Below are 12,639 nucleotides of genomic sequence, written 5' to 3' on the forward strand. Positions count from 1 at the left end.
GTGCTCCCGTCGCAGTCCCGCGGCCGCAATTCACGTTCGATGCTATGCGGGTCCGTCGAATGCGGCCACCACGCCCGACCAGCCACACCCGCACCCTTTAGACTCAAGGCCGGTTAACACGCGGCCACGCACCGCGCAGGCATCGCAGAAGAAGGTGGTCGAGTGCGCGGTGAGGGCACCGGCCGCGCCCACGCGAAGGTCATCCTGCTCGGCGAGCACGCCGTGGTCTACGGCGTCCCGGCCATCGCGACCGCACTGTCGCAACTGACCGTCACCACCTGCGTCACCCGCCTGCCGGCCGGCGAACCCGGCGAGATCACCTTCACCCCGGCCGCCACCATGCCGCCGGTGGCCGAGGAGACCGTGACCAGCCTGCGCAACCTGGTCGTGCAGTTCAAGAAGGTGACCGGCGTCGACGACCGCGCGGCGCTGGCCCTGCGGATGGACTCGATGATCCCGCCCGGCCGCGGCCTGGGCTCCAGTGCGGCGTGTGCGCGTTCGGTGGTGCTGGCGCTGGCCGATCTTTTCGACGTCGACCTGGACGCCGAGACGGTCTTCGACCTGGTGCAGTACGCCGAGACCGCCGCGCACGGAAAGTCCAGTGGCGTCGACGCATTCGCCACCGGATCTGACGGCCTGATCGGCTACGTCTCCGGGGTCGCCCACGAACTGATCTGCGGGTTCGACGGCGTGTTCGTGGTTGCCGACAGCGGGGCGTCGGGCCGCACCAAGGACGCGATCGAACACGTCCAGCGGATGTTCCGGGCCGACCCGGCCGTGGAGACCGAGTTCATGCAGCGGGTCCGCGACCTCACCGACGCCGGGGTCGCCAGCCTCACCGAGGGCCACCCTTCCGTGTTCGGCGCGCAGCTGTCTGCCAACCACGACGTGTTGCGAGGCATCGGGCTGAGCACCGACCACATCGAAGCCCTGGTCGCAGCCGCGTGCCGGGCGGGTGCACTGGGCGCGAAGATCAGCGGCGGCGGCCTCGGCGGCTGCCTGGTCGCGCTGGCCGGCGACCCGGATGCGGCGGCGACGGTGGCCGCCGCGCTGCGGGCCGCAGGCGCGGTGGACACCTGGTTCATCCCGGTGGGAAGGTTCGCCGATGTCTGACCGGGCCACTGCCGTCGCGCACCCGAACATCGCGCTGGTCAAATACTGGGGCAAGCGCGACGACGAGCTGATCATCCCGCGCACTGACAGCCTCTCGATGACGCTGGACATCTTCCCCACCGTCACGACCGTCACCCGCGACCCCGCCGCGCGGGCCGACACCGTCGTCCTCAACGGCGCCGCCGCACCCGATGACATGGCGCGGCGGGTCAGTCGCTTCCTGGATCTGGTCCGGGGCCTGGCGGGCGGCGGCGGGCACGCTTATGTCGACACCCGCAACACCGTGCCCACCGGGGCGGGTCTGGCCTCCTCGGCCAGCGGGATGGCGGCCCTGGCCGTCGCCGCCGCCCGCGCCTACGGCCTCGATCTGGACGAACGCGCCCTGTCCCGGCTGGCACGGCGCGGATCCGGGTCGGCGTCCCGGTCGATCTTCGGCCGGTTCGCGGTGTGGCATGCCGGCGACGGCAGCGACGCCGGGTCCTACGCCGAGCCGGTGCCCGGCGTGACCCTGGACCCGGCGCTGGTCGTGGCGATGGTCGACACCGGGGTGAAGGCGGTCTCCAGCCGGGAGGCGATGCGGCGCACGGTCGCCACCTCACCGCTGTACGACGCATGGGTGCAGTCCAGTGCCGCTGACCTGGCCGAGATGCAGGTGGCGCTGGCCCGCGGCGACCTGGCGGCGGTCGGCGAGATCGCCGAACGCAACGCGCTGGGCATGCACGCGACGATGCTGGCCGCCCGCCCAGCGGTCCGCTACATCAGCGCCGGCAGCCTGGCACTGCTGGACCGCGTCGCGCAACTGCGGCAGGACGGCACCCCGGCGTACGCCACCATGGACGCCGGTCCGAACGTGAAGGTACTGTGCGACCCGGCTGACGCGGAGGGCGTCGCCGGCGTTCTGCGGGCCGCTGCGCCCGGGATTCGGGTCGCCATCGCACACTGCGGGCCGGGCGCCCGGCTCGTGAACGAAGACGCCTCGTGACCCTGCCGACCACTAGGCGCGCACCCGGAAAGCTGTTCATCACCGGCGAGTACGCCGTGATGGAACCGGGCAGCCCGGCGCTGCTGGTGGCCGTCGACCGGATGGTCAGTGTCACCGCGACAAGCATCGAAGCCGGCATCGAGCTCACCACCGACCTGCACCCAGAACCGGTGCGGCTGCACTGGCAGGGGCTGCAACTGGCCGGGAACTCCCCCGACGACGACGCCGCCCGCGGCCGGCTGTCCCACGCCGTCGCCGCGCTGGAGGTCCTCGGTGAACTGCTCACCGGACGCGGTCTGCCCGCCCCCGCGCTGCACCTGACGATCGTCAGCGACCTGCACGAGGCCGGTACGAAATTCGGGCTGGGGTCCAGCGGGGCGGTGACCGTCGCGACGATCGACACGGTCAGCGCACACTGCGGCCTGCCACTCAGCGCCGACGAGCGCTACCGGTTGGCGCTGATCGCCTCGGCTCGGCTGGACCCGCAGGCCTCCGGCGCCGACCTGGCCGCGGCCGTTCTCCGGGGCTGGATCGTCTACCGGGCGCCGGATCGCACCGCGGTGTTGGACCTGGTGCGCCGCGACGGGCTGGAGTCGGCACTGCGGGCGAGTTGGCCGGGCTTGGGCATCCGGCGGTTGAACCCGCCGGCCGGGCTGCAGCTGGCGGTCGGCTGGACCGGTTCGCCCGCGGTCACCGCGGAGCTGCTCGGCGGGAGCCGGTGGCACGGCACAGCCGCACACCGCCAGTTCGTCGCCGCCATGGCGGCCAGCGCGCAGGCGACCGTTGACGCACTCGAGCGCGGTGACACGGCTGCGGCCCTGGCCCAGCTGGCCATCGCCCGGCAGCTGCTGGCCGAGCTGGACAACAGCGCCGACGTGGGCATCTTTACCGATAAGCTGATCGCGCTGTGCGATGCCGCCGACGCCGCCGGCTGGGTTGCCAAGCCGTCGGGCGCCGGCGGCGGCGACTGCGGGATCGCCCTGTCGGACGGCGCGGACGCGGCCGACGTCGAGCGGTTGCGCGGGCAGTGGGAGACCGTGGGCGTGCGACTGCTGCCCCTTGAGGTGATCGGGGATGGAACGGACGGCCATGACTGCTGACCGCAAGGACGACCACGTGCGGCTCGCGGCCGACCAGCAGCGGGCCGGCGGCGAGCACAACGACTTCGACGACGTGACGTTCGTCCACCACGCCCTGGCAGGCATCAACCGTGCCGACGTCTCGCTGGCCGCCCGATTAGGCGCGATCGAATGGCCGGCGCCGCTGTACATCAACGCGATGACCGGCGGCAGTGCCAAGACCGGCGTCATCAACCGGGACCTCGCGATCGCCGCCCGGGAGACCGGGATTCCCGTCGCCACCGGCTCGATGAGCCCTTACTTCGCCGACGCCGGTGTCGCCGACACGTTCGCGGTGATGCGCCGGGAGAACCCGGACGGCTTCCTGATCGCCAACGTCAACGCCACCGCGTCCGTCGAAAATGCTTGTCGCGCAGTCGAATTGATCGAGGCGAACGCACTGCAGATCCACCTCAACACGATCCAGGAGATCGTGATGCCCGAGGGCGACCGGTCGTTCGCGGCGTGGGCGGGCCGCATCGAAGAGATCGTCGCCGGTGTCGGCGTCCCGGTGATCGTCAAGGAAGTCGGTTTCGGCCTGAGCCGGGAGACGCTGCGGCGGCTGACCGGCCTGGGTGTGCACGCCGCCGACGTCGCCGGCCGCGGCGGCACCGATTTCGCGCGGATCGAGAACAGTCGCCGCACCACCGGCGACTACGGGTTCCTGCTCGGCTGGGGGCAGTCGACCGCCGCGTGCCTGCTCGACGCCGACGGTGCCGGCATCCCGGTGCTGGGTTCCGGCGGGGTGCGCAATCCGCTGGATGTGGTGCGGGTGCTGGCGCTGGGCGGGGCCGCCGCCGGTGCCTCCGGCGCGTTCCTCGGTACCCTGCTCAACAACGGAGTGCAGGCCCTCGTCGACCAGATCGGCACCTGGCTCGATCAGGTGACCGCGCTGCTCACCGTGCTGGGGGCGCGCACCCCCGCGGAGCTCACCCGCTGCGACGTCCTCGTCGGCGGCGACCTGCGCACGTTCTGCCTCGATCGCGGGATCGACACCGGTCGCCTGGCGACTCGGGCCCGCACCTCCTAGACCCGAAGGGATCTCCCTGTGGACTCAGAAAACACCCCCGAACACGCGGTAGCCGGCGTCCCGATGCGCTGGGTAGGGCCGGTGAAGGTCACCGGCAACGTCGCGTCTGTCGAGACGAAGGTGCCGCTGGCCACCTACGAGACGCCGCTGTGGCCGTCGGTGGGGCGCGGTGCGAAGATCTCCATGCTCACCGAACGCGGGATCGTCGCCACCCTGGTCGACGACCGGATGACCCGTTCGGTGCTGGTCGAGGCCACCGACGCCGCCACCGCGTTCAGTGCGACCCGGCAACTCGACACAAGGTTCGAGGAGCTGCGGGAGATCGTCCGCGGCTGCTCCAAGCACGCCAACCTGGTGCGCATCCACCACGAGATGGTGGCGAACCTGCTATTCATCCGGCTGGAGTTCACCACCGGTGACGCCTCCGGGCACAACATGGCCACGCTGGCCGCCGACCACATCCTGGCGCACATCCTGCAGACCATCCCGGGGCTGTCCTACGTGTCGATCTCCGGCAACTACTGCACGGACAAGAAGGCCACCGCGATCAACGGCATCCTGGGCCGCGGCAAGAACGTCATCACCGAACTGGTGGTGCCGCGGGAGATCGTGCATGAGCGGCTGCACACCACCGCCGCCAAGGTCGCCGAGCTCAACGTCCGCAAGAACCTGATCGGCACCCTGCTGGCCGGCGGCATCCGGTCGGCCAACGCCCACTTCGCCAACATGCTGCTGGGCTTCTATCTGGCCACCGGCCAGGACGCCGCCAACATCATCGAGGGTTCGCAGGGGGTGACGGTCGCCGAGGACCGCGACGGCGACCTGTACTTCTCCTGCACGATCCCGAACCTGATCGTCGGGACCGTGGGCAGCGGCAAGGATCTGGAATTCGTCCGGGACAACCTGGATCGGCTGGGCTGTACCGCCGATCGCGGCCCCGCCGAGAACGCCCACCGGCTGGCGGTACTGGCGGCGGCGACGGTGCTCTGCGGGGAGTTGTCGCTGCTGGCCGCGCAGACCAACCCCGGTGAGCTGATGCGGGCGCACGTGCAGTTCGAACGCAAAAAGGCCTAGCGCCCGCCAGCCGCTCCTACTGTGGAGGGCATGGCCGACCCCGTTGCCCCCACCGAATCAGTCGAACTCGCACCGGAACTCGAGGTCGCCGAGTGGATCGGCGAACCCACCCCGCTGGCGTCGCTGCGCGGGCGGGTGGTGCTGATCGAGACGTTCCAGATGCTCTGCCCCGGCTGTGTGCGCTACGGACTACCGCAGGCGCAGAAGCTGCACCGACTGTTCCCGCAGACCGCGGTGATCGGGTTGCACACGGTGTTCGAGCACCATGAGGTGACCGGCCCGGACGCGCTGCGGGTGTTCGTGTCCGAGTTCGACATTCGCTTCCCCGTCGCCATCGACCGGCACGACGGCGACGACCCGATGCCCGTGACGATGCGGCGCTACGGATTACAGGGCACACCGTCGACACTGGTCATCGACAAAACGGGGCGGTTGCGCTTCGGACACCTGGGCGCCATCGACGATCTGGCGCTGGGAATCCTGCTCGGGCAGTTGCACGCCGAGAGCTAGCGCAGGTAGAGCTCGTCGCCGTGCGGGTAGCCACCGCCGGTGGTGGTGAGGTGGACATGGTCGTAGTGGCCGTAGGCGCCGCTCTGCCGGCCGCCGGGCGTGTAGTAGGAGCCGCGCCAGATGGCGTCCTGCAGACCGAACCGGCTCGCGTTCTCCATCGCGTAGGCGACGATGCGGTCACCGAGCGCGATGCCCTCGGCGCTGCCCGGGTTGGGGATCATCACGTCGACGGCCAGGCCGTTGGGGTGCCAGCGCAGCGCATCGGGGCGCACCCCGCCGATCTGGTGGATCTCCGGGAACTCCGCGCTGACGCTGCGGGCGGCCAGGATCGTCCGGACCTGCAGGCCGCTTTCCGGGGCGACCCCGGCGGGCAGGAATCGGGGCACGATCCGCGTCCGGGACGCCGCCGCGACCGCCTCCGCGGTGCCCGGCTCCCGGGCCGGTGACGGTGCCGCGACCAACTGCAGGCAGTCACACGGCCCATCGTCGTCAGCAACCACCGGTGCGACGTCCTTGGCGGCGGCCGGGTACGCGCTGCCGCTCACAGCAAAGAACACCGCGATCGGCGCGACGACCACCGCCATCCATGCAGGGGATCTATGCCGCTTGCCGGCTAACTCGTGTCGGCCCACGGGAAGACACGATACGAGAAATCCGGCAAATAGTCACAATTTTATAAAGCTCAGGCTGCGATTGTGTCTCGCTCATCACATCCGGCACCGACCGATGGGGTCTCTGTCGAGCATCTGAGCAGGTCGGAGCGGTGCGCGTCGTCGCCACCCCGTCGCAAAGGAAGACGAGCTAAGCAGATGCCGCTACACTGCAACCCATGAAGTCGCCTCGCCTGTCCGTCGTTCCCGCTACCTTCGCCGCGGCGATCATGGGTGCCGCGGTGGCACTGGCCGCCCTCGCGCACGCCGACCCGGACACCGACTTCGCCTACGAGCTCAAGACCTACGGCATCTACGGCGCGCGGGACTACAACGCCTGGCTGGGCAAGATCACCTGTGAACGACTGCGCAACGGTGTGGACGGCGACGCGGACAAGTCGGTGCACTTCATCTCCCAGAACCTGCAGAAGGGCACCACCCAGGCGCAGGCCTGGAAGTTCCTCGGCGCCTCGATCAACACCTACTGCCCCGGCGAGCGGCCGGTGTACGAGCGGGCCGCGGCGCAGCACTGACGATAAGCTTGTCTGCAGCGGCATACGTCACTTTTGTGCTGGGACTTCACCGATCCGTTCGTTAGGCTGCTGGCGTTGTCGGCGTGAAGAGCGGCGGGCGTGAGCGAGTTATGAGTATCCGTCGAAGTTGTGACCGGTGCAGTGTTGTCGATGGAGGAATCGGCGTCGGGCCTGCGTCGGGATTTCGGTGAGGGCTAGGCGATGGTGAGTCCTCGAGAACTCCGTGAGCGCTGGACACCCGAACGCGCGGCCCACGCAAAGAAAGCACTGGAGCACCCGAGAAGGTGGAAGGCGATCGAGAAGGTCGCCTTCGGGCAGCATGAAGGGCGCTGGGACCTTCGTGGCCTGACAATCCACACCAACGTCCAAGGTGTGACCGAGAAGCACGTTCAGGTGGCCGGCATAGAGCGTGACTACACGTTCGTCACCCTCGACAAACCGCCGGAATTCCATAAAGTCAAATGGCAATCCATCGACTTCAGTTACTCCGAGATCGACCATCTTCGGCTGTTCCTCTCTGAACTTCGCGACTGCGCATTCACGGGCGGAACCTTTCGCTACTGGCGAAGCTGGGGAGTTCGGTTCATGAACTGCGACTTCTCCGAGTCCGACCTGCAGAACTCGAACATCGGCGGCGCGCCGTACAAGGGCAGGGATGTTGAATATATAAACTGCCACTGGCGTTCGGGAAACATGAAGTCCGCGAGCTTATCGGATGGAAAATACCGCGACTGCCAGTTCGAGGCGGTTACGCTCGCCAACGAACAGGTGATCAACGCATCGTTCGTGCGGTGCATCTTTTCGGGTAGTCTAACCGAAATCATGTTCGATGGCCGCGATCACAAATCAACCTTTCCCTGGCGGGTACGTCCGGATGCGTTCAGCGAATGTGATCTAAGAAATGCCGCACTTGATGACGTAGAGTTCATTGGGATCGATACACGAAGTCTACGCTTGCCGGATCATGGCCAGAGAATTCCTCGATTTGTAGCGGTAGCACGCCGTGCATTCGATTGGATCACTACCGCTGAATTGCCACCCAACGAGGCCCGCTATTTGGAAATGTGTTGGAAATGCCACGTTACCCAACTTCCCGATGACGCCGAAGGGTGGCTCGACCTCGACTCACTCGATGCGCACTCCCGAGGTCTCATCGAGGCGTCTATCGCAGACGGTCTGTAAGACGTATGCCCCGAGGCTCGTCGTGGCCGGTAGATTACGGGCCCGTGAGTAACGTCAGCCGGGTCTGGCAGAACAGGCTCTTCGCCCGCACGGTCGGGGCCTTCTACGCGCGGGCGATCGAACAGCGCGGCGCGACTCGGGTCCTCGGCCGGCTGATCTTCGGCACCGACGTCGGCCGCATCTATGCCGCGATGGACGTCGTCACCGAGCTGCCCGACGGCTCGACGGTGCTCGACGTGCCCTGCGGCGGTGGCATCACCGCCGCGCTGCTGCGGCCGGGCCAGCGGGTGCGCTACGTGGCGATGGACATCTCGGCGGGGATGCTCGACCACGCCCGCCGGCGCCTCACCCCCGATCAACAGCGCATCGTCGAGTTCGCCGAGGCAAGCATCGAGGCGATCCCGTTCGGCGACGGCGAGTTCGACCTGTGCGTGTGCTTCAACGGGTTGCACTGCCTGCCCGACCCGGCGGCGGCGATCCGGGAGATCGCCCGGGTGCTCAAACCCGGTGGGCGGCTGATCGGAGATTTCGTCACCCGCGGCGAGGTGCGGCGCTCCGATGCCTACATGGTGCTGATGCGGGCGTCGGGCACTTTCGGCCCCAGCGGCACGGCCGCGGACGCCCGGCGCTGGCTCGCCGACGCCGGCCTGACCGTCGACGCCTTCGAAACCTCCGGTGCGATCACACATTTCGTCGCGCACAAGTAAGGGTCTAAATCCCCCCTCGCCAAGCCTGTTATTCGGGCTAGGGTTGGTGCTATCCAACTGAATCCGACCGGTGAGAGGGTCAACCATGCCTGCCGCAGCCAACCTCGACAGTTTCGGAACCAAGGATCAGCTCGTCGTCGACGGCACGAGCTACCAGATCCGGCGACTGGACCGCATCGACGGATCGGCACGCCTGCCTTACAGCCTCAAGGTGCTACTGGAGAACCTGCTGCGCAACGAGGACGGGCGGCTGGTCACCGCCGAGCAGATCACCGCGATGGCCGGCTGGGATCCGGCGGCCGCGCACGGCCGGGAGATCGCCTACACCCCGGCGCGGGTGCTGATGCAGGACTTCACCGGCGTGCCGTGCGTGGTGGACCTGGTGGCGATGCGCGACGCGATCGCCGCCCTGGGCGGGGACACCAAGAAGATCAACCCGCTGTGCCCCACCGAACTGGTGATCGACCACTCGGTGATCGCCGACGTGTTCGGCAGCGGTGAGGCGTTCAAGATCAACGCGGAGCTGGAGTTCGAGCGCAACGCCGAGCGCTACCAGCTGCTGCGCTGGGCTCAGCAGGCATTCGACGACTTCGCCGTGGTGCCGCCGGACACCGGCATCTGCCACCAGGTCAACCTGGAGTACCTGGCCCGGGTGGTCTTCACCCGCGACAGCGCCGAGGGACCGCTCGCCTACCCCGACACCCTGGTCGGCACCGACTCGCACACCCCGATGGTCAACGGACTCGGGGTGCTCGGCTGGGGCGTCGGCGGCATCGAAGCCGAGGCGGCCATGCTCGGCCAGCCGATGAGCATGCTGATCCCCCCCGTCGTCGGGCTCAAACTCAGCGGCGAGATGCCGCCCGGCACCACCGCCACCGACTTGGTGCTCACCGTCGCCGAACTGCTGCGCCGCACCGGGGTCGTCGGCAAGTTCGTCGAACTGTTCGGCCCCGGCGTCGCCAACGTCCCGTTGGCCAACCGGGCCACGATCGGCAACATGAGCCCCGAGTACGGGGCAACCTGCGCGATCTTCCCGATCGACCAGGTCACGCTGGACTACCTGCGGCTCACCGGCCGATCCGACCACCAGATCAAGGTGGTCGAGGCCTACGCCAAGGAACAGGGCATGTGGCACGACGCCGCCCACGAACCGGACTACTCGCAGGTCGTCGAGTTGGATCTGGCTTCCATCGAGCCGTCGATCGCCGGGCCGAAACGGCCGCAGGACCGCATCCCGCTGCGCGCGGCCCCGCACGCGGTCGCCGAACTGCTCGGCGGGGCGAAGACCACCGCCGAGGCGCTGGCCGGCCTCGACGAGGCCTCGGCGGAGTCCTTCCCGGCCAGTGACCCGGTCGCATTCAGCCGGGATCGGGTCGAGGACAAGCCACGCACCCCGTGCTGCGACGGTCACGAGCACAACTGGCCGTCGCATCCGGCCGAGGTCAAGATGCCGACCGGCCCGGAGTTCGAGATCGACAACGGCGCGGTGGTGATCGCGGCGATCACCTCCTGCACCAACACCTCCAACCCGTCGGTGATGATCGGCGCGGCGCTGCTGGCCAAGAAGGCCGTCGAGAAGGGGCTGTCCACCAAGCCGTGGGTGAAGACGACGCTGGCGCCGGGCTCCCGGGTGGTCACCGACTACTACGACCGCGCCGGGCTCACCCCGTACCTGGACAAGCTGGGCTTCAACCTGGTCGGTTATGGCTGCACCACCTGCATCGGCAACTCCGGTCCGCTGATCCCGCAGGTCAGCAAGGCGGCGCTGGACGCCGACCTGACGATCTGCTCGGTGCTGAGCGGCAACCGCAACTTCGAGGGCCGCATCCACCCGGAGACCCGGATGAACTTCCTGTGCTCGCCGCCGCTGGTCGTCGCCTACGCGCTGGCCGGCACCATGCGGATCAACCTGGTGAGTGAGCCGCTGGGCACCGGCAGCGACGGGCAGCCGGTGTACCTGGCCGACATCTGGCCGACCATGGAGGAGATCACCGCGGTGGTCGACGACAGCCTGCAGGCCGAGATGTTCACCAAGAGCTACGCCGACGTGTACAAGGGCGACGAGCACTGGCGGTCGATGAAGATCCCCGCCGGCGACACCTTCCAGTGGAGCGCGGATTCGACGTACGTGCGTCAGCCGCCGTACTTCGACGGCATGACCCGCGAACCGCAGCAGGTCACCGACATCACCGGGGCACGGGCGCTGGCGAAGCTCGGCGACTCGGTCACCACCGACCACATCAGCCCGGCCGGGTCGATCAAGTTCGACTCACCGGCCGGAAAATACCTGCAGCAGCACGGAATCGACCGCAAGGACTTCAACTCCTACGGATCACGGCGCGGCAACCACGAGGTGATGATCCGCGGCACGTTCGCCAACGTGCGACTGCGGAACGAACTGGCACCCGGCACCGAGGGCGGCTTCACCCGCGACTTCACCCAGCCGGACGCATCGGTGACCACCATCTACGACGCCTCGGTGAACTACATCGCCGCCGGGACGCCGCTGGTGATCCTGGCGGGCAAGGAGTACGGCTCCGGTTCGTCGCGGGACTGGGCGGCCAAGGGCACGGTGCTGCTCGGGGTGAAGGCCGTCCTGGCGGTGTCCTACGAGCGGATTCACCGGTCCAACCTGATCGGGATGGGCGTGCTGCCACTGGAGTTCCCGGCCGGCCAGAACGCCGACTCACTGGGACTGACCGGCGAGGAGACGTTCGACATCACCGGGGTGACCGCGCTGAACGGCGGGATCCCGGCCACCGTGCACGTCAAGGCGGGTGGGGTGGAATTCGATGCCAAGGTCCGCATCGACACCCCCGGTGAGGCCGACTACTACCGGCACGGCGGCATCATGCAGTACGTGCTGCGTCAACTGCTGGGCGGCAGCACCGTCTGACCCGCCCGGCCCCGACCAGAAAGGGAGCAACTCATGTCCGATGGTCTGTACCCGAAAGCGACGCAGGAGATTTACGACCGCCGCCGGGAACTCAACCCACAGGTCAATGATGCGTTCCAGGCGTTCTCCAAGGCGGTGTTCGCCGACGGTGCGCTGCCGGAGAAGACCAAGCAGCTGATCGCGGTCGCGGTCGCGCACGTGACGCAGTGCCCGTACTGCATCGAAGGCCACACCAAACTGGCCCACCGCAAGGGAGCCACTGACGCCGAGATCATCGAAGCGGTCTGGGTGGCTGCCGAGATGCGCGCCGGCGGCGCCTTCGCGCACTCCACCATCGCCCTGGACGTGCTGAGCAAAGAGAAACGATGAGCGAACGGCTCAACGTCTACGCCGTCGATCCGAAGGCCACCCGGGCCGTGCTGGCGATGGAGAACTACGTGCGAAGTTCCGGGCTGGACCCCGCGCTGTACGAGTTGGTCAAGATCCGTGCCTCCCAACTCAATTCGTGCGCGTTCTGCCTGGACATGCATCACCGGGACGCCCGCGCCCAGGGTGAGGATCAGCGGCGGCTCGACGTGCTGTCGGCCTGGCATGAGGCCCCGGACCTGTTCACCCCGGCCGAGCGTGCGGCGCTGGCCCTCACCGAGGCGGTCACCCGGATCGGCGAGGCCGGGGTTCCCGACGCGGTGTGGACCGAGGTCCGGGCGCACTTCGACGAGACCGCGACCGTGCACCTGCTGATGGCGATCGCCACGATCAACGTGTGGAACCGGCTGGCCGTCGCCACCCATCAGCGGCTGCCGGATCTGCCCGTCGCGCACTGAGCGCTTCGCCCGCGCGACGG

At 68.3% G+C, this 12,639-nt stretch carries 13 protein-coding genes; 12 read left to right on the top strand and 1 reads right to left on the bottom strand.

Annotated elements, in window-relative coordinates:
* Window positions 1-162 precede the first annotated feature (162 nt).
* The 6 genes from mvk to KIH27_RS15495 all read left to right on the top strand — a co-directional run bounded on the left by mvk (window position 163) and on the right by KIH27_RS15495 (window position 5,827).
* Window positions 163-1,113, top strand: a complete 951-nt coding sequence (mvk, locus tag KIH27_RS15470; RefSeq protein WP_214093850.1) for a mevalonate kinase — start codon at window positions 163-165, stop codon at window positions 1,111-1,113.
* Entirely contained in the window at window positions 1,106-2,095 is a 990-nt protein-coding gene (gene mvaD, locus KIH27_RS15475; protein ID WP_214093851.1) for a diphosphomevalonate decarboxylase, read from the top strand. The genes mvk and mvaD overlap by 8 nt, the downstream gene beginning before the upstream one ends.
* Complete coding sequence (locus KIH27_RS15480; protein WP_214093852.1) at window positions 2,092-3,195, top strand: phosphomevalonate kinase; 1,104 nt, start codon at window positions 2,092-2,094, stop codon at window positions 3,193-3,195. Before mvaD ends, KIH27_RS15480 begins: the two co-directional genes overlap by 4 nt.
* Window positions 3,185-4,243: a type 2 isopentenyl-diphosphate Delta-isomerase gene (gene fni / locus KIH27_RS15485; protein WP_214093853.1), complete on the top strand. Its 1,059-nt coding sequence runs from the start codon at window positions 3,185-3,187 to the stop codon at window positions 4,241-4,243. Before KIH27_RS15480 ends, fni begins: the two co-directional genes overlap by 11 nt.
* Before the next feature lie 63 nt (window positions 4,244-4,306).
* On the top strand, window positions 4,307-5,317 hold the full coding sequence (locus tag KIH27_RS15490; protein ID WP_214093909.1) for a hydroxymethylglutaryl-coenzyme A reductase family protein: 1,011 nt from the start codon (window positions 4,307-4,309) through the stop codon (window positions 5,315-5,317).
* Window positions 5,318-5,347: 30 nt separating this feature from the next.
* Window positions 5,348-5,827, top strand: coding sequence for a peroxiredoxin family protein (locus tag KIH27_RS15495; protein WP_214093854.1), 480 nt, complete (start codon window positions 5,348-5,350; stop codon window positions 5,825-5,827).
* Here KIH27_RS15495 and KIH27_RS15500 read toward each other — a convergent pair.
* Window positions 5,824-6,459 (bottom strand): VldE C-terminal domain-containing protein, encoded by a 636-nt coding sequence (locus KIH27_RS15500; RefSeq protein WP_214093855.1) that lies wholly within the window; start codon window positions 6,457-6,459, stop codon window positions 5,824-5,826. The two genes, KIH27_RS15495 and KIH27_RS15500, sit on opposite strands and share 4 nt — an antisense overlap.
* Window positions 6,460-6,656: 197 nt before the next feature.
* Between KIH27_RS15500 and KIH27_RS15505 the strand changes: the two genes are divergently transcribed.
* From KIH27_RS15505 to KIH27_RS15530, 6 genes are all read left to right on the top strand, one after another.
* Entirely contained in the window at window positions 6,657-7,010 is a 354-nt protein-coding gene (locus KIH27_RS15505; protein ID WP_214093856.1) for a DUF732 domain-containing protein, read from the top strand.
* Between the two features lie 201 nt (window positions 7,011-7,211).
* Complete coding sequence (locus tag KIH27_RS15510; RefSeq protein ID WP_214093857.1) at window positions 7,212-8,192, top strand: pentapeptide repeat-containing protein; 981 nt, start codon at window positions 7,212-7,214, stop codon at window positions 8,190-8,192.
* A 44-nt stretch (window positions 8,193-8,236) separates the two neighbouring features.
* Window positions 8,237-8,899, top strand: a complete 663-nt coding sequence (locus tag KIH27_RS15515) for a class I SAM-dependent methyltransferase (RefSeq protein ID WP_307856897.1) — start codon at window positions 8,237-8,239, stop codon at window positions 8,897-8,899.
* 85 nt (window positions 8,900-8,984) lie between these two features.
* Window positions 8,985-11,795, top strand: coding sequence for an aconitate hydratase (locus tag KIH27_RS15520; RefSeq protein WP_214093859.1), 2,811 nt, complete (start codon window positions 8,985-8,987; stop codon window positions 11,793-11,795).
* Window positions 11,796-11,828: 33 nt separating this feature from the next.
* Window positions 11,829-12,164 (top strand): carboxymuconolactone decarboxylase family protein, encoded by a 336-nt coding sequence (locus KIH27_RS15525; RefSeq protein ID WP_214093860.1) that lies wholly within the window; start codon window positions 11,829-11,831, stop codon window positions 12,162-12,164.
* Window positions 12,161-12,619 carry a carboxymuconolactone decarboxylase family protein gene (locus tag KIH27_RS15530; RefSeq protein ID WP_214093861.1) on the top strand — a complete coding sequence of 153 codons (459 nt, stop codon included), beginning with the start codon at window positions 12,161-12,163 and terminating at the stop codon, window positions 12,617-12,619. Before KIH27_RS15525 ends, KIH27_RS15530 begins: the two co-directional genes overlap by 4 nt.
* The last annotated feature ends 20 nt before the right edge of the window (window positions 12,620-12,639 follow it).

The sequence above is a fragment of the Mycolicibacter acidiphilus genome (assembly GCF_018455725.1).
GTDB lineage: Bacteria > Actinomycetota > Actinomycetes > Mycobacteriales > Mycobacteriaceae > Mycobacterium > Mycobacterium acidiphilum.